Source organism: Acidovorax soli (assembly GCF_900107605.1).
In the GTDB taxonomy this organism is placed as follows: domain Bacteria; phylum Pseudomonadota; class Gammaproteobacteria; order Burkholderiales; family Burkholderiaceae_C; genus Acidovorax; species Acidovorax soli.
In genome coordinates this window covers 44,618-59,741 of sequence record NZ_FNQJ01000023.1, presented here as the reverse complement: position 1 = coordinate 59,741, position 15,124 = coordinate 44,618, and the positions used below count along the sequence as shown (strand labels likewise).

At 58.3% G+C, this 15,124-nt stretch carries 13 protein-coding genes; 3 read left to right on the top strand and 10 right to left on the bottom strand.

The features are described from left to right. Positions 1 to 292: 292 nt before the first annotated feature. From BLW02_RS14285 to BLW02_RS14265, 5 genes are read right to left on the bottom strand one after another with little or no spacing between them, the layout of a single operon-like run. Positions 293 to 2,434 (bottom strand): type IV pilus secretin PilQ, encoded by a 2,142-nt coding sequence (locus BLW02_RS14285; RefSeq protein WP_092699618.1) that lies wholly within the window; start codon positions 2,432 to 2,434, stop codon positions 293 to 295. Next, positions 2,431 to 2,973 (bottom strand): pilus assembly protein PilP, encoded by a 543-nt coding sequence (locus BLW02_RS14280; protein WP_092699616.1) that lies wholly within the window; start codon positions 2,971 to 2,973, stop codon positions 2,431 to 2,433. The genes BLW02_RS14285 and BLW02_RS14280 overlap by 4 nt, the downstream gene beginning before the upstream one ends. After that, a complete protein-coding gene (locus tag BLW02_RS14275) occupies positions 2,970 to 3,638 on the bottom strand; it encodes a type IV pilus inner membrane component PilO (RefSeq protein ID WP_092699614.1) in 669 nt (222 codons plus the stop codon). The genes BLW02_RS14280 and BLW02_RS14275 overlap by 4 nt, the downstream gene beginning before the upstream one ends. A 3-nt stretch (positions 3,639 to 3,641) precedes the next feature. Beyond that, positions 3,642 to 4,262 carry a PilN domain-containing protein gene (locus BLW02_RS14270; RefSeq protein ID WP_092699612.1) on the bottom strand — a complete coding sequence of 207 codons (621 nt, stop codon included), beginning with the start codon at positions 4,260 to 4,262 and terminating at the stop codon, positions 3,642 to 3,644. Then, positions 4,259 to 5,338 (bottom strand): pilus assembly protein PilM, encoded by a 1,080-nt coding sequence (locus BLW02_RS14265; protein ID WP_092699610.1) that lies wholly within the window; start codon positions 5,336 to 5,338, stop codon positions 4,259 to 4,261. The genes BLW02_RS14270 and BLW02_RS14265 overlap by 4 nt, the downstream gene beginning before the upstream one ends. Before the next feature lie 262 nt (positions 5,339 to 5,600). Here BLW02_RS14265 and BLW02_RS14260 point away from each other — a divergent pair, with 262 nt between their 5' ends. Continuing rightward, complete coding sequence (locus BLW02_RS14260) at positions 5,601 to 7,997, top strand: penicillin-binding protein 1A (RefSeq protein WP_092699608.1); 2,397 nt, start codon at positions 5,601 to 5,603, stop codon at positions 7,995 to 7,997. A 119-nt stretch (positions 7,998 to 8,116) separates the two neighbouring features. Here the strand turns inward: BLW02_RS14260 and cyaY are convergent, their stop codons facing one another. Then, complete coding sequence (cyaY, locus tag BLW02_RS14255; protein WP_092699606.1) at positions 8,117 to 8,446, bottom strand: iron donor protein CyaY; 330 nt, start codon at positions 8,444 to 8,446, stop codon at positions 8,117 to 8,119. Positions 8,447 to 8,457: 11 nt separating this feature from the next. Here cyaY and lptM point away from each other — a divergent pair, with 11 nt between their 5' ends. Beyond that, on the top strand, positions 8,458 to 8,649 hold the full coding sequence (lptM, locus tag BLW02_RS20435) for an LPS translocon maturation chaperone LptM (protein WP_092699604.1): 192 nt from the start codon (positions 8,458 to 8,460) through the stop codon (positions 8,647 to 8,649). Between the two features lie 125 nt (positions 8,650 to 8,774). Beyond that, positions 8,775 to 9,602: an oxygen-binding di-iron domain-containing protein gene (locus tag BLW02_RS14245; protein ID WP_092699602.1), complete on the top strand. Its 828-nt coding sequence runs from the start codon at positions 8,775 to 8,777 to the stop codon at positions 9,600 to 9,602. A gap of 71 nt (positions 9,603 to 9,673) precedes the next feature. On the opposite strand, the gene BLW02_RS14240 is transcribed toward BLW02_RS14245, so the two are convergent. From BLW02_RS14240 to BLW02_RS14225, 4 genes are all read right to left on the bottom strand, one after another. Then, on the bottom strand, positions 9,674 to 10,315 hold the full coding sequence (locus BLW02_RS14240) for a protein-methionine-sulfoxide reductase heme-binding subunit MsrQ (RefSeq protein ID WP_092699600.1): 642 nt from the start codon (positions 10,313 to 10,315) through the stop codon (positions 9,674 to 9,676). 47 nt (positions 10,316 to 10,362) lie between these two features. Then, positions 10,363 to 11,367 (bottom strand): protein-methionine-sulfoxide reductase catalytic subunit MsrP, encoded by a 1,005-nt coding sequence (gene msrP, locus BLW02_RS14235; RefSeq protein WP_092699598.1) that lies wholly within the window; start codon positions 11,365 to 11,367, stop codon positions 10,363 to 10,365. Positions 11,368 to 11,510: 143 nt separating this feature from the next. Continuing rightward, the gene (gene ccsB / locus BLW02_RS14230) at positions 11,511 to 12,845 is read right to left on the bottom strand and encodes a c-type cytochrome biogenesis protein CcsB (RefSeq protein WP_092699596.1); all 1,335 of its coding nucleotides are present in this window, start codon (positions 12,843 to 12,845) and stop codon (positions 11,511 to 11,513) included. Continuing rightward, positions 12,842 to 14,998 carry a cytochrome c biogenesis protein ResB gene (locus tag BLW02_RS14225; RefSeq protein ID WP_092699594.1) on the bottom strand — a complete coding sequence of 719 codons (2,157 nt, stop codon included), beginning with the start codon at positions 14,996 to 14,998 and terminating at the stop codon, positions 12,842 to 12,844. Before BLW02_RS14225 ends, ccsB begins: the two co-directional genes overlap by 4 nt. Positions 14,999 to 15,124: the final 126 nt, after the last annotated feature.

Genomic DNA, 15,124 nt, shown 5'->3' with positions numbered 1-15,124 from the left:
GTCTTCAGGCTGGAGCTGGCGGTACTGCGAAGGGGAGGAGTGCATCTGCTGACCTTACAGGTTGGCAGGTGTTGCACTTCACTTTTGAATCCGCCCTGCCTGGCCGGAAGCATTGAGCAATGCAACACTAATTGCTAGAGCCGACGCACCACCCGTACCACCCGTACTCCCCCCACCAGAACCTGTTGTTCCCGGGTTACCACCACCGCCACCGCATGCCACCAATACGGTGATAAATAGTACGGTCAATATTCTGACTAATTTTTTCATTTTACACCAATAGTGAAATTAATTATCGAACTGGACCGCGGTCAGTAATAACCTTGGGCGTAATAAAAACCAACATTTCACGCTTGGACGACTCTCTCGTTCTGCTCTTGAACAAATTTCCGACCACTGGAACATCACCAAGCAATGGAATTTTATTTTCTTGGCTGGTGTCTTCCATCTCGAAAATACCACCAATTACCACGGTACCACCATTTTCGATCAGGATTTGCGTCTTGATGTGCTTGGTATCAATGGCAACGCCCTGGGTTGTGGTTTCACCTCTGCTGTCTTTATTAATATCCAAATCGAGAATGATGCTCCCCTCTGGCGTAATCTGCGGCGTCACTTCCAGTTTCAGCACTGCCTTCTTGAAAGCCAATGTGGTAGCACCGTTGGGTGCCGTAATCGAATATGGATATTCCGTACCCTGCTCAATCAGGGCCTTGGTCTGGTCCGCCGTAATGATCCTAGGACTCGACACAATCTTGCCCTTTCCGTCAGCCTCCATGGCTGAGAGTTCAAGCGTCAAGAATCGATTGGCGGCAGAGTTAAAGATAGAAAGTGCAAAGCTGCCCACACTGCTGACATTCGACAGACTTGCAGGCAAGTTGACGAAGTTTCCATTCGTGTTGGTGGTGCCTCCCGCCCCACTGGAGGCCACCGCATTGCTGTAACTGGTGCCAAATGCAATGCGATTGTCTCCACCAATTCCGTAGCCGCCATCGCCGCCACGGTTGGCGCGCAGGTCCGTACCGCCTAGTCGCACCCCCAGCGAACGACCAAAGGTATCACGAGCCTCCACAATTCGTGCCTCGATCAACACCTGGCGCACTGCCACATCGAGTGTCAACAGCAATTGACGTACTTCTTCCAGTTTGCTGGGCGTGTCGGTTACAAAAAGCTGATTCGTGCGTGGCTCCGAAATGGCACTCCCCCGCTCCGTCAAGAATCGCGTGGAAGTACCACTACCACCACTACTTGAACTGTTTGTCAGCTGGGTAATCATGTCTGCCGCTTTGGCGTAATTCAGCTGGAAAGCCTGCGTCTTCAATGGCTCTAATTTCCGAATAGCCAAAGCGGCTTCGAAATCCTTCTTGGTACGCGCGTCGATCTCATCTTTCGGTGCAATCCACAGCACGGTCCCGGACTTTCGCATGCCCAAACCTTTGGCATCCATGATGATCTGGAGCGCTTGATCCCATGGAACATCTTTCAACCGAAGCGTGAGTGCACCTGTCACGGTGTCGGAGGTCACGATGTTGAAATTGGTGAAATCGGCAATGACCTGCAGCAGGGAGCGGACTTCAATGTTCTGGAAATTCAGCGAGAGTTTTTCACCGCTATAGCCAGGCCCCTGGGTCAACTTGGTCAGATCAACCTTCTTTTGGCGAATCTCCACGACAAATTGATTATTGCTTTGGTAGGCGCTGTGCTCCCATTCGCCAACGGGCTCTACGACCATGCGGACGCGGTCACCCTGCTGCGAGGTCGTCACCAACTGAACGGGCGTTCCAAAATCTGTCACGTCAAGGCGCCGGCGCAACCCTTCTGGCAAGGACGAGCGGAGAAAATCGACATTGAGTCCTTTGCCTTGCCGTTGCAGATCTACACCCACCTGGCTATTGGCAAGGCTGACGATGATGCGGCCAGAACCATCTGCGCCCCGGCGAAAATCCACATCCTTCAAAGGAAGCGTGTCGCTGCCGCCGCTTGCCGCAAATATCGTGGTGGTGGACTGCTGCGAAGCTGCCACCGAGGTGTTAACAGGCAACAGAGAAATAAGCAGTGTCTTGCCTTGCAGCTCCGCCTGGTAAGAGGTGGGCTGTTTGAGATTCAGAACCAGCCTAGACCGATCACCAGCCTGTACGACGTTGATGGACTTTAAATTTCCCTGATTCACATCGACAACGGACCGCCCCATTGCATTGGTGGTCCCAGGAAAATCCAGCGCGATACGTGCTGGTGATTGAATTGCAAAGCCAGTCGGTACCGCAGAGAGTGGCTGCGATAGCTCAACACGAACTACCTCGGCACCACCTTGCATCGTGCCAGTGACAGCCTCGATCGCACTTTGCGCCATGGCAGCCGCTGCAGCCAGCGTGGCCACTACCGCAAATATGGCATTTCGGCAGCGGTTCGTTACCCAGATATTTTTCGTTGTCATTTCTTTCCCTCCTGCAGTTCAAGCGAAGCGGCGCGCTCTATCCAATCTCCCGTGGCGTCTTGAACTATCTCGCGCAAGCTAATTGCCGTTTCGGAAATTTTGATGATTTTTCCATAATTCTGGCCAAGGTAATTTCCCACCCGAATCTGGTACAACAAATTATCTACTTTGAGTAGCGCCGTAGGCGTTCCGGTCTTGTTCAGACTGCCAACCATTACCATGGCATCCAGCGGAAAAACCTCTAACGGCTCTTTTCTGCGGGCCATTTCAGGAGCAATCAATGTGGCGTTGGAGGCCACTTGCACCGAATCCCGCCGCAGTGCTTGCATGAGTTTCAACTGATTAAACGGCTCGACACCATTCTCCACCGTATATGCTTGCGGTTCAAACTGCTTGGGCTCGGAAAGGGGGGTAATGCGCGGCTTGGTGTTGGCGCGCTGATCAGCCATCCATTGGCGCAACTCATCCTCTTCCGTCGAACCGCAACCGCACAGAACGGCTGCACAACATAATAAAGCCAGACGGCCGGACCACATCATTTCTTACCTCCGGCATTCTTTTGCGCTTGAATTTCTTCAGGATCGAGGTAACGGAAAGTGCGCGCCGTGGCATCCATGGCCAATATACCGGCTTCTTTACCTGCAGGAACAATGGAAATGTTATTCAAAGTCACGATACGGGACAAATGCGCCACATCCGAAGCGAATGAGCCCATGTCATGGTATTTTCCCGTTACCCGGACGGCAATCGGAAGCTCTGCATAATAATCCCTGACGACGATTTGACCAGGACGAAACAATTCAAATTGCAAGCTCCGCCCCAACCCTGCCTGGTTGATATCGGACAACAAGGCCGCCATTTCCGCCTTGCTGGGCAATTGCTTCTCAAGTTGAATCACATATTGCTGAATCTGCTCCCGCTGCTTCTTGAGTGCTTCAAGGCTAACGGCCTTCACAAGCTTTTTCGTGTAGTCCTCACGAAGTGCAATTTCCTTGCCACGCTCCATCTCCAGCTCTGCCTGATAATCCGTCAATTGCACGAACCAGAGGACAACGGCAACACCGATGGCAATGAATGCACAGAGCAGAATTTTGGGCAAAATGGGCCAAAGAGAGGGGTCTTTGGTATCCAGATTTTTGAACTGTCGCTGAAGATTTCCCTGCAGCGCAGCGAAATCGATCTTTGAAGTTTGTTTTTTCGCCATACGTTACTTTCCAGCCGACGCAGCAACAGCTGAACTAGCAGCATCCATGGCCTTTTGGGCTTCACTGGATCTCACAAGCTGAAACCTCAAATTGAAGGCACCCACACGGCGTTGGTCTCGCGGAGTCAATGCCACATTGCTGGCCACGATCTCCACCAGCTCCGGCTTCGAAAACCAGGGGGTGTTGTTGGCGAGATTTCGCAGCATTTCCGAAACACGCTCGTTGGATTGCGCCATGCCCTGCATGGAAATGGTCTGGCCATCTTGTTTCATGCTGGTGATGTAGACACCATCCGGCAATTGCCTGACAAGTTCGTTCAGCAAATGCACGGGCAAATTGCGGTCAGACTGCAGATCTTCCACGGCCTTTTGCCTTGCACGCAGAGCAGCAATTTCCTCTTCAATGGACGCAATTTCCTTGATTTGTCCTTCAAGGACCTTGATTTCACCTTGAAGAAAACTATTCTTCTCTTGCTGCTCCGTAATCATCACCTGGAACCACCAATAGATAGCCCCAGCGATAGCGAGGCCCAGAAGAAACGATGCAAACATCGTTGCCTGAAAAGCCTCGCGCCTGCGTTTACGTGCAGCCTCCCGATGCGGGAGCAAATTGATCAATATCACTGCAGAAACCTCCGCATAGCCAAACCACATGACGTGAGATACGACGGAGCTTCACGCACCATTTTCTTCAGCCGGACGGAACTTCCAATCTCCATGCCATCAAACGGATTGACAGCACTGCAAGCAAAACCGGTTTGCTGGGTGACCGCTTCCGTCAAGCCAGGCAGCGGCGCCGAGCCACCCGCCAGCATGATGTGATCAACCCGGTTGTGCGGCGTGCTGGTAAAAAAGAATTGCAGCGCTCGGCCGATTTCCTGAGCCATGCTTTCCACGAAGGGACGAAGTACGGCAACTTGATAATCTTCAGGAAGGTCGCCATTGCGTTTTTTACTCTCGGCCTCTTCGACGGAAAAACCGTATTGGCGCACGATGAGCTGTGTCAGTTGCGCCCCACCGAAAGCCTGATCGCGGTCGTACAAGACTTCTTCATTGCGGATGACCTGCATGCTCGTCGTGAGCGCACCCACTTCAAACAATGCCACCAGCGCATCCACGCCCTTGTTGGGCAGTGCTTCGATCAAACGGCCAGCAGCAAGCCTGGAGGCATGCGATTCGATGTCTACGACCACGGGCTTCAGCCCCGCCGCTTCGGCAAGCCCTTGCCGGTCTTGCACCTTCTCACGCCGCGAGGCAGCAATCAGCACATCCACGTCGCCGGGTGCATTTTTGTTGGGCCCGATCACGCAAAAGTCCAGACTGACCTCATCCAGCGAGAAGGGTATGTACTGGTTCGCCTCGGACTCGACCTGGACCTCGAGCTCCTGCTCGGTCATCCCGCCAGGCAGCGTGATCTTCTTGGTGATCACTGCGGATGGCGGCAATGCCAAGGCAACGTTCTTGGTGCGTGTGCCGCTCTTTTTGATGAGCCGGCGCAATGCATCCGCAACCTCATCGAATTTTTCGATGTTACCGTCTGTAATCCATCCACGTTCCAGCGGCTCAATCGCGCAGCGCTCAAGCACCAGGCTACCGGCCTTGTCATGCCCTAGCTCCACCAGCTTGACGCTGGAAGAGCTGATGTCGATCCCCAGCAGCGGAGCGGACTGGCGACTAAAAAAAGACCCCGTAGAGATCAAGATTGGTCTCCTGTAACTTGCCAACACAAAGCAACAAAACTTAACACTTCACATGAATGCTATCAGTAAGGTAGTTGACCAGCAAAGCGTTTTGGCCGCGTGCGTTGTTTTGAACGTTGTCAAAAGCAGACGATTGTTGACCGCCCAGTAGTGTCTCGGGCGCGTTCGCGTGCCACCGTGGTTGGCCGTAAGATCATGCAGCCTCCTGAATGACCGAATCGGAAGCCGCCGTTTTTATAATGCTGGTTTCTTCCGGAGCGATATGACGCCACCGCCCACCCAAAAGCACCCCCAAAAACGCGCTTCAACGAACACCCAAAGCTCTGGCGGGTTGCGCTGGATTTTTCGCGCCTTTCTATGGGTCGGCGGGCTCGGCTTGGCGGGTGCGCTGGCCTTGCTTCTGGTCATCGGTGTGGCACTCGCCATGGCCTACCCCAATCTTCCCGACGTGTCCGACCTTGCCGACTACAGGCCCAAGCTGCCGCTGCGGATCTACTCGTCGGAGGGAGCATTGCTGGGGGAATTTGGCGACGAGCGCCGCAACCTGACTCCCATCGGGGAAATTCCCACCGTTGTGAAGGATGCTGTGCTGGCCATCGAAGACACCCGGTTCTTCCAGCACGGTGGCGTTGATTACAAAGGAATGCTGCGTGCAGTCCTGGCCAATCTGGGTCGCGTCAAAAGCCAGGGTGCATCGACCATCACAATGCAAGTGGCGCGCAATGTTTATCTCTCATCCGAAAAAACATTTACACGGAAAATTTACGAAATATTACTGACATTCAAACTCGAACATTTGCTCACAAAAGACCAGATTCTCGAGATTTATATGAATCAGATTTACCTGGGCAATCGTGCCTATGGATTCGCGGCTGCATCCGAGGCCTATTTCGGCAAACCGCTCAAGTCGGTTTCCATTGCAGAAGCGGCGATGCTGGCAGGCCTGCCCAAGGCGCCTTCTGCGTACAACCCCATCAGCAACCCCAAGCGCGCCCGGGTGCGCCAGCTCTACATCATTGAACGGATGGAAGAGAACGGCTTCATCACGGCCCAGGAAGCTGCGGCCGCAAAGAAGGAAGAACTCAAGATCCGATCAGGGCAGGACAACACGCGTGTCCATGCCGAATATGTCGCCGAGATGGTGCGGCAACTGATCTTCAGCCAGTACGGCAATGAGGCGTACACCCGCGGGCTGAACGTGTACACCACGCTGAATGCAGCCAACCAGGATGCCGCCTACGCGGCCCTGCGGCGTGGCATCATGGACTATGAGCGACGCCAGCAGTACCGCGGCCCAGAACAATTCGTCGATCTCCCCAAGGCCCCGGAGGATGTGGAAGACGCGATTGACGAAGCACTGGCCGGTCATCCGGACAATGGCGATGTCATGTCTGCCGTGGTGCTGGAGTCCACTGCACGCAAGATTGTGGCAGCGCGCGCCAATGGCGACACACTGGAGATCACGGGCGATGGGCTCAAGCCCGCACAGTCCGGTCTGAGCGACAAAGCGCCCCCCAACATCAGGATTCGGCGTGGTGCTGTCATCCGTGTTGTCAAGACGCCCAAGAACGCCTGGGAAATCACCCAATTGCCCGAGGTGGAAGGCGCCCTGGTTGCGCTGGATCCGCGCAGTGGCGCCATCAAGGCGCTGGTGGGGGGGTTTGACTTTGACAAGAACAAGTTCAACCACGCAGCGCAGGCCTGGCGCCAGCCAGGGTCCAGCTTCAAGCCATTCATCTACTCCGCGGCACTGGAGAAGGGCTTTACTCCGGCCACCGTCATCAATGACGCCCCGCTCTTTTTTGATGCAGGCGTCACCGGTGGTCAGCCCTGGGAGCCCAAGAACTACGACGGCAAATACGATGGACCCATGACCATGCGCACGGGCCTCGCAAAATCCAAGAACATGGTTTCCATCCGCATCTTGCAGGCGGTGGGCCCCAAGACGGCACAGGATTGGGTGACCCGGTTCGGATTCGAGGCAGAGAAGCACCCGGCCTACCTGACCATGGCATTGGGTGCAGGCTCCGTCACTCCGTTGCAGATGGCGTCTGCCTATTCGGTATTTGCCAATGGTGGCTACCGCGTCAACCCATGGCTGATCGCGCGCGTGACTGACCAAAAAGGTCGCGTGATTTCCGAAAACCCGGCTCCCGCTGCCAGCGAACTGCCACGCGCCATTGATGCAAGAAATGCCTTCATCATGGACAACCTGCTGCAGGAAGTCGCGCGCTCAGGAACTGCCGCCAAAGCGCAGGCCACCCTGAAACGGCCCGACTTGCATGGCAAGACCGGCACCACCAATGACTCTGTGGACGCCTGGTTCGCGGGTTATCAGCCCACCCTGACCGCAGTGACCTGGATTGGCTACGACAAACCCCGTAACCTGGGCAGCCGCGAAACCGGGGGCGGGCTGAGCTTGCCGGTGTGGATCAACTTCATGGAACAGGCCCTCAAGGGGGTGCCAGTCATGGAATCCACTGTGCCACCCGGCGTGGTGAATGTGGGCGGCGAGTGGTTCTATGAAGAATTCGCGCGCAACGCAGGCGTTGCGAAAGTGGGACAGGAAAGCCAGTCCTCCGCCCCATCGACGCTGGCCCCCCAGGCACCGCCCCCTCCCGAAGAACGCGGTCGCATCCTCGATCTGTTTCGCAACTGATTCGTTGCAGGGGGTGGTCCTGCGGTGCCTGCAAAGCGGGCGCCGCAGGCGCAATGCATGCACTGGGTTGTGCCAACGCAAGGCTGCCTACGCTCGCACCCTTTCAAGCGCCGCGTGGGTCAGGTGTGGAATCGCAAAGAGGTACCAGACTGGCGCTCTGCGTCCTGGCTCAGCTGTTGAAAGAATTCACCGGCACCCTTGGTGTCTTGCCAGGCGACCCCATCAAACCGGTAGTGGTATCCGCCCGATTTTGCCGCCATCCACACTTCATGCAGTGGTTTTTGCAGATTGATGATGATCTGGCTGCGGTTGGAGAATGTCAGGGTCACCATGCCGCCAGTGCGCTGGCTGTCCACATCGGCATCGCTATCGTCATTGATGCGATCGCAACTGCGCTCCACGGCAAGCAGCAGTTTCTCGGCCTGGTCCAGGAATTCAAGGTCGGTCATTACAATTACGCATGGTGAAAGTTTTCCAAATTCTAATCAGGACCTTTGCCCTTGCTGTCAGTGCGGCGGCATTGGCGGGCTGCGGGCAGCGCGGCCCCTTGTATCTCCCCGCCGCACCCGAGGCCACACAACGGGCCACGTTGCCGGAAACGCTCTCCCCTTTAGAGACAGCACCCGCAGCACCAGCGTCCGCACCCCGGTAACTGCACCGCCGGAGGTGGCCGGCGTCTAGATGACAAAGATCAAGAAATCAAAGGCTTGATTTTTATCAAGCACTACAAACATGGGTAATCGTACAGTCGGCGCTTTATCGCACCGCAGTATCGACATGGCCCTGGAACTCTATCGCGACAAGAATCACGCCTGCATCATGTTCACCGACCTCATCGAAGAAGATGGGCAAGCGGTCCAGGCCAACCAATTCCTGATCGTTGACGATGACACGGGCGCCATCATCGACCCGGGTGGCAACCTGGCTTTCAATGAACTGTTCATGGGGATGTCCAAGCATTTCCCCCCCAGCAAACTCTCGTACATCATTGCGTCACACGCCGATCCGGACATCATTGCCTCGCTGGACCGCTGGATGAGCACCACCCAGGCATCCCTGGTGATTTCACGCGTTTGGGAGCGGTTTGCCCCACATTTCACGAAGGTGGGCAAGACCGAAAACCGCGTGATCGGCGTGCCGGACGGGGGCGGCCACCTGCCTTTGGGCCGCCATGAGCTGGTGCTGTTGCCCGCACACTTCATGCACTCCGAGGGCAACTTCCATTTCTACGATCCGGTCAGCCGCATCCTGTTCACCGGCGACCTCGGGGTGTCGATGACGTCCGGAGCCGAGGCGCGCATTCCTGTGACGGATCTGGGACCGCACATCCCCCGCATGGAAGGTTTTCACCGCCGCTACATGGTGTCCAACAAGATCCTGCGGCTGTGGGTGCGCATGGCGCGCCAGCTGGACATTGCCATGCTGGTGCCCCAGCATGGCGCACCCATTATGGGCAAGAAGGCGATCAACGATTTTCTGGACTGGATCGAAAACCTCATGTGCGGCATCGACCTGTTTGACGATCGCGCCTACCAGATTCCGACCACCCACATCGACCCCGTGACCAGGCAACTGCGGCCAGCGCTGCGGGCAGTCAACGCGTAAGCATAAATACTTGGTAAAAAAGCCTCCAGCGCTTACACAACAATCAATTGAAGCTATAAATAATATAGCGATCAAGGTATCGAAGCAGCCTTGCCCTGCCCCGCCGGCCGCGATGCCCCGGTGGCCATGCGCCGCCACAGGCGCCAGCCCAGCAGCACCGCGAGGATGGTGCCATAGAGGGCGACTTCCGCAAAATCGTTCTTGCCGGCGCGCATCCAGAAAAAATGCAGGATCGCCAATCCGGCCACTCCATACACCGCCCGGTGCAAGGCCTGCCAGCGGCGCCCTCCCAGTGCCCGAATGGCCCGGTTGAACGAGGTTGCTGCCAGCAATGTCAGCAGGCAAAACGCCAGGAAACCCACCAGGATGAAGGGGCGTTTGGCAATGTCGCGGGTGATTTCAGCCAGGTCAAAACCCATGTCGAACCAGCTGTAGCTCAACAGGTGCAGCAGCGCATAGAAATACACAAACAGCCCCAGCATGCGCCTAAAGCGGGCCAGTTGTGGGCTGGCGGTCACCACGCGCAGCGGCGTCACGGCCAGTACAAGGCACAGGGCGCGCAAGGTCCAGTCGCCGGTGGCGCGGACCAGGGCCTCGGCGGGGTTGGCACCCAACTGGTCCGTGGCTGCGGCGTACACCAGCCACGACAGGGGCAGCAGGCACAGCACAAACAGCACCGGCTTTGCCGCCGGGTGGAGCAGGAGTTTTTTCATGGCACGACGGACCGAATGCTTCGCCAGGGGGCCGCAACGGCGCTGGATCAGTAAAACTTCTGGAGATCCATGCCGGCGTAGAGCTGTCCCACCTGGGCCTCGTAGCCGTTGAACATCAGTGTCTTGCGTTTCTTGGCGAACAAGCCGTCTTCGCCGATGCGGCGCTCGGTGGCCTGGCTCCAGCGCGGGTGATCCACGTTGGGGTTCACGTTGGAATAGAACCCGTATTCCTGCCGGGCCGCCTTGTTCCAGGCGGTTCCCGGCTCTTTCTCGACAAAGCGGATCTTCACGATGCTCTTGGCACTCTTGAACCCGTATTTCCACGGCACCACCAGGCGCACCGGCGCACCGTTCTGGTTGGGTAACACTTCCCCATACATGCCGAAAGCCAGCAGGGTGAGCGGGTGCATGGCCTCGTCCATGCGCAGGCCTTCCACATAGGGCCAGTCCAGCACGCGCGAGCCCACATAAGGCATCGTGGCCTTGTCGGCCAGCGTCACGAACTCCACATACTTGGCGCTGCCCTGCGGCTCCACCCGCCGGATCAGCTCAGCAAGCGAGTAACCCACCCAGGGGATGACCATGGACCAACCCTCCACGCAACGCAGGCGATAGATGCGTTCTTCCTGCGCGCTGAGCTTGAGCAGGTCTTCGATACCGTACTTGCCGGGCTTCTTGACCAGGCCTTCCACCTCCACGGTCCAGGGCGTGGTCTTCAGGGTATGGGCATTGCGGGCGGGGTCGGCCTTGTCGGTGCCGAATTCGTAGAAGTTGTTGTAGCTGCTCGCGTCCTTGTAGTCGGTCAGCTTCTCCATCGAGACAGCACCCGCCACGGCAGACCTGGAACCCGCCAGCGCTGCCTGCTTGCCAGGGCGTGCCGCCTGGGCCGGTTGTGCCATGGCCTCGCGGCCTGCCCAGGATGCCAAGGCTGCCCCGGCAGCACCGCCCGCCATGAGCTGGAGCATCTGGCGGCGGTCTTGATACACCGAACGCGGGGTGATTTCGGAGGGGTGCGGGTGGTTGAAGCCCGAGTCGCGCGAGGGGATCAGCATGGAAGACTCCGGTCATTCGTGGGTGGACACAGCTGTACGGTAGAGCAAAACAACCGCAAGTTCGTTCCCTGAACCTCTCACAGGTCACACCCAGGACGCGAGGATGGCAGGCCTGCGCCGCAAGCCCGATGCCCTCATCACACTCAGAGCGTGCCGTAGCTGTGCAAGCCGCTCAGGAACATGTTCACCCCCAGAAACGCGAAGGTGGTCACGACCAGCCCGACCAGCGCCCACCAGGCCGACACGGTGCCGCGCAGCCCCTTCATCAGGCGCATGTGCAGCCACGCGGCGTAGTTGAGCCAGACGATCAGCGCCCAGGTTTCCTTGGGGTCCCAGCTCCAGTAGCCACCCCAGGCCTCGGCGGCCCACAGGGCGCCCAGCACGGTGGCAATGGTGAAAAAGGCGAAACCCACCGCAATGGACTTGTACATCACATCGTCCAGGATTTCGAACGACGGCAGCCGTGCCGCAATGCGCTTGCGCCCCAGCAAAATACCCGCCACGGCGAGGGCGGAGATGCCGAAATACACCATCCAGTAGCTGCCGCCGGTCTCGACGGCCCCCTGGCGGAACACGATGGGCTCGAAACACAGCACCACGCCCAGCAGCCACAGCGGCGCCAGCTTGTACCAGCGGGTTTCGCTGGCCTGCTGCTTGATGAGGTAGGCAAAGGCCACCATGGCCGACAGCGCGAAGGTGCCATAGCCGATGAAATTGGCGGGCACATGCAGTTTCATCCACCAGCTCTTGAGAGCGGGTACCAGCGGCTGGATCTCGTGAGCCTCGCGGATCACGGTGTACCAGAGCAGAAAACCCACGGCGGCACTCACCACCAGCATCACGAAGCCACCCAGCGCGCGCGTGTCGTACTGCTGCTCGTAGTACAGATAGAACGCAGCCGTCATCCAGCAGAACATCACGAACACTTCGTAGAGATTGCTGACCGGGATATGGCCGATGTCCGGGCCGATGAGGTAGCTCTCGTACCAGCGCACCAGCGTGCCGATGAGCGCCATGGCCACGGCCACCCAGGCAATGCGCGAGCCCAGCATGCTCATGGTGCGGCCTTCACCGCGCGCGAACATGCCCATCCAGTAAAACGCGGTGCTCATGAAAAAGAGCATGCTCATCCACAAAATTGCAGACTGGCTCGACAGGAAATACTTGAGGCCAAAGACCGTGTCCGCCCGCGCCAGACTGCCAGCGCCGTCTTGCTGGTAGAGGCCGATCGCCATGAGCGCCACCGCCACCACCACGAGCATCAACGCCCGCAGCGGGCGCCAGAACCAGCCCAGCCACACGGTGCAGGGAATGGCGCCCAGCAGGATGCCTTTTTCGTACACATCCATGTAGCTGCCATAGCGCTGCAAGGCATACAGCCCTCCCGCTGCCACGATGGCAGCGAACAGCCAGTCGAACCAGTTGCGACGGGCGAAGAACCCCTCGTTGAGCAGGATAGTGGTAGTGGCGGTATTCATGCGTTGCCTCGGTGGGGATGGGCCCCGATCAGTTTTTCAGCGAGCTGGACGAACTCCCGGTCGCCGTCCATGGTCTTGCGATTGGTGGACAGTGCCATCAGTGCGTGCGACTGGTCCCCCTGCGGAGCGACCCACACCCACACGCGGCGCTCGCGCACGTAGAGCATGGCAAAAACGCCCAGAATCAGCAAGGCGCATCCCAGATAGACAATGTTCTTGCCAGGGGCTCGCGCCACCTGAAAAACGCTGGCCTGCACCTGGGTGAAGTCCTTGAGCTCCAGCGCCAGCGGTGCCGGGTAAATCTGGGCGTCACTCAGCGACAGCACCGCCTGCGTCATGAACGATTGCGTCTGGTCACTCTGGACCAGTGGTTTCAGACCGGCACGCTCGCGCGCAAGCTGGTTCAGTTCGAACAGGGCTCCGTTCAGAATGCGCACCAGCACCTCGCCCGCCCTGGAACGTTCCGCCTCGGGCACGTTGGCCTCCATGAAGTCGGAAATGGCCGGCAAGCCACCGGTCTTCTTGCCATCGGGTCCGCTGCTCCCGGCGAACAGCGCCAGCGCGCGCAACGCAGACTGCGTCAGCTGCTCGGCCAGCTGGGGGCGCGAAGCCTCCACCGCCTGCGACACATAACGCTGCACGGCCTGCTCCCGCGCAGCAGGGTCGCCCAGCGCAGCATGAAGGCGCATGAACCCGTCCATGGAACTCTGGTCATCGGCCGGAACACGCAGGTAGCGGAAAGGGTCGGAAGGGTTCTCGCGCACCCCCAGCAGAAACACCGGCACACCATCACCCGTGTCCACCGGCAGCATGTAGTTGTGGAATTCGCGCGCCTGCCCAGCCGCATCGCGCAGCTTGTAGCTCACGCTGGGGCCCACGTTGCGCAGCTCTTTCTTGGTCACCGTCTTGTTGGCCGCACCGAGACGCGACTCCACCGACTCGCGCAGATCCACCTTGCGCACATCGGCACCCGAACCGGATGCGCCAGCACCATCGGCAAAATTCTCGACATTGATGGTGCGCAGGGCGGTGAATTCAAGCGTGAGTTTCTCGCCGCCCGGAGCCACGCCATTGCCAACCAGTTCGGTGGATCCGCCTACCGTGCCGTCGATGTCAAACGCCTTGGCACCTGCGGTCATGGGAACGGCGCGCAGCTTGAGGTGCGAGCCGCCATCGTCAAAGCTCGACTGGTAAATCTCGATGCCCTTGTAGCTGGCGGGGTGGTTCACCTCGATGCGGGCGGGCGTTTTCTCGCCCGTGGCCTTGTCGTGGATGATGATCTCGCTGGCAAACAGCTTGGGCATGCCGGTGGAGTAGTGCTCCACGATGAACTTCTTGAGCTCGACGGCAAAGGGCAACTCCTGCAGCAGCACGCCGTCGGACTGGCTCAGGATGGCGGTGCCCGACTGCGTGCCCTCGGCCACCACCAGGTTGCCACGGAAGGTGGGATTGCGCTCGGACAGGCGGTGCTCGGGCTTCACCTCGGAAATGAGGCCGCTGCCGGCATAAGGTGTTTTCCCACCCAGCAGCATCTGGGCCCGCACGATCAGGTCGCCGTCAAACAGCCCGCCCAGGCAGATGAGCACGATGGAACTGTGCGCAGCGATGTAACCCAGCTTGTTGGCCGCCCCGGCCTTGGCCGCCACCATCCAGCCTGCACCAGCGCCCTTGGCCGAATCCCGCTGCTGCAGCTTCACCTTCCAGCCGCCACTGGCCAGGGTGCTGCCAATGCGCCGCGCCGCCGCCTCGGCCGATTCAGCCAGTGGCGCTTCGGCCTTGTGGTGAAAGGCCTTGAGGCTTTGCTCGCGGATGTTTTCCTTGTAGACCTTCAGATCCACCAGGATCTTGGGGGTGTTGCGGGCAATGCACAAAGAGGTGCTGACCACCAGGAAAGCCAGAATCAGCAGGAACCACCATGCGCTGTACACCGCATTGAGCTGGAGGGCCGCAAAAAGCTCTGCCCAGAACGGGCCGAACTGGTTCACGTAGTTCACCGCGGGCTCATGCTGCTTGAGCACCGTGCCGATGACCGACGCAATGCAGATCACCGTCAGCAGTGAAATGGCAAAGCGCATGGAAGACAGCAGCTCGATGCCTGCGCGCAGGGCCTGGGAGCCAGACCGGACTTGAACGCCGTGGGTGATGTCAGACATGGGTGGTTGGACGCGAGGCACTAAAACAAAAAGGGCGGGGCCATCTGAATGATGGGCCCGCCCGTCTTGGGGTTTGTTATTGGCGGTTGGTTCCAGGTTTCCCGCCTGGCGGGGCTGGAAAAATCA

What these genes read in the sequence shown, in the direction of transcription:
- BLW02_RS14285 (WP_092699618.1), bottom strand. Translation starts at nt 2,434, where the DNA reads ATGACAACGAAAAATATCTGGGTAACGAACCGCTGCCGAAATGCCATA.
- BLW02_RS14240 (WP_092699600.1), bottom strand. Translation starts at nt 10,315, where the DNA reads ATGAAAAAACTCCTGCTCCACCCGGCGGCAAAGCCGGTGCTGTTTGTG.
- msrP (WP_092699598.1), bottom strand. Translation starts at nt 11,367, where the DNA reads ATGCTGATCCCCTCGCGCGACTCGGGCTTCAACCACCCGCACCCCTCC.
- BLW02_RS14260 (WP_092699608.1), top strand. Translation starts at nt 5,601, where the DNA reads ATGACGCCACCGCCCACCCAAAAGCACCCCCAAAAACGCGCTTCAACG.
- BLW02_RS14245 (WP_092699602.1), top strand. Translation starts at nt 8,775, where the DNA reads ATGGCCCTGGAACTCTATCGCGACAAGAATCACGCCTGCATCATGTTC.
- BLW02_RS14275 (WP_092699614.1), bottom strand. Translation starts at nt 3,638, where the DNA reads ATGGCGAAAAAACAAACTTCAAAGATCGATTTCGCTGCGCTGCAGGGA.
- lptM (WP_092699604.1), top strand. Translation starts at nt 8,458, where the DNA reads ATGGTGAAAGTTTTCCAAATTCTAATCAGGACCTTTGCCCTTGCTGTC.
- cyaY (WP_092699606.1), bottom strand. Translation starts at nt 8,446, where the DNA reads ATGACCGACCTTGAATTCCTGGACCAGGCCGAGAAACTGCTGCTTGCC.
- ccsB (WP_092699596.1), bottom strand. Translation starts at nt 12,845, where the DNA reads ATGAATACCGCCACTACCACTATCCTGCTCAACGAGGGGTTCTTCGCC.
- BLW02_RS14280 (WP_092699616.1), bottom strand. Translation starts at nt 2,973, where the DNA reads ATGATGTGGTCCGGCCGTCTGGCTTTATTATGTTGTGCAGCCGTTCTG.
- BLW02_RS14225 (WP_092699594.1), bottom strand. Translation starts at nt 14,998, where the DNA reads ATGTCTGACATCACCCACGGCGTTCAAGTCCGGTCTGGCTCCCAGGCC.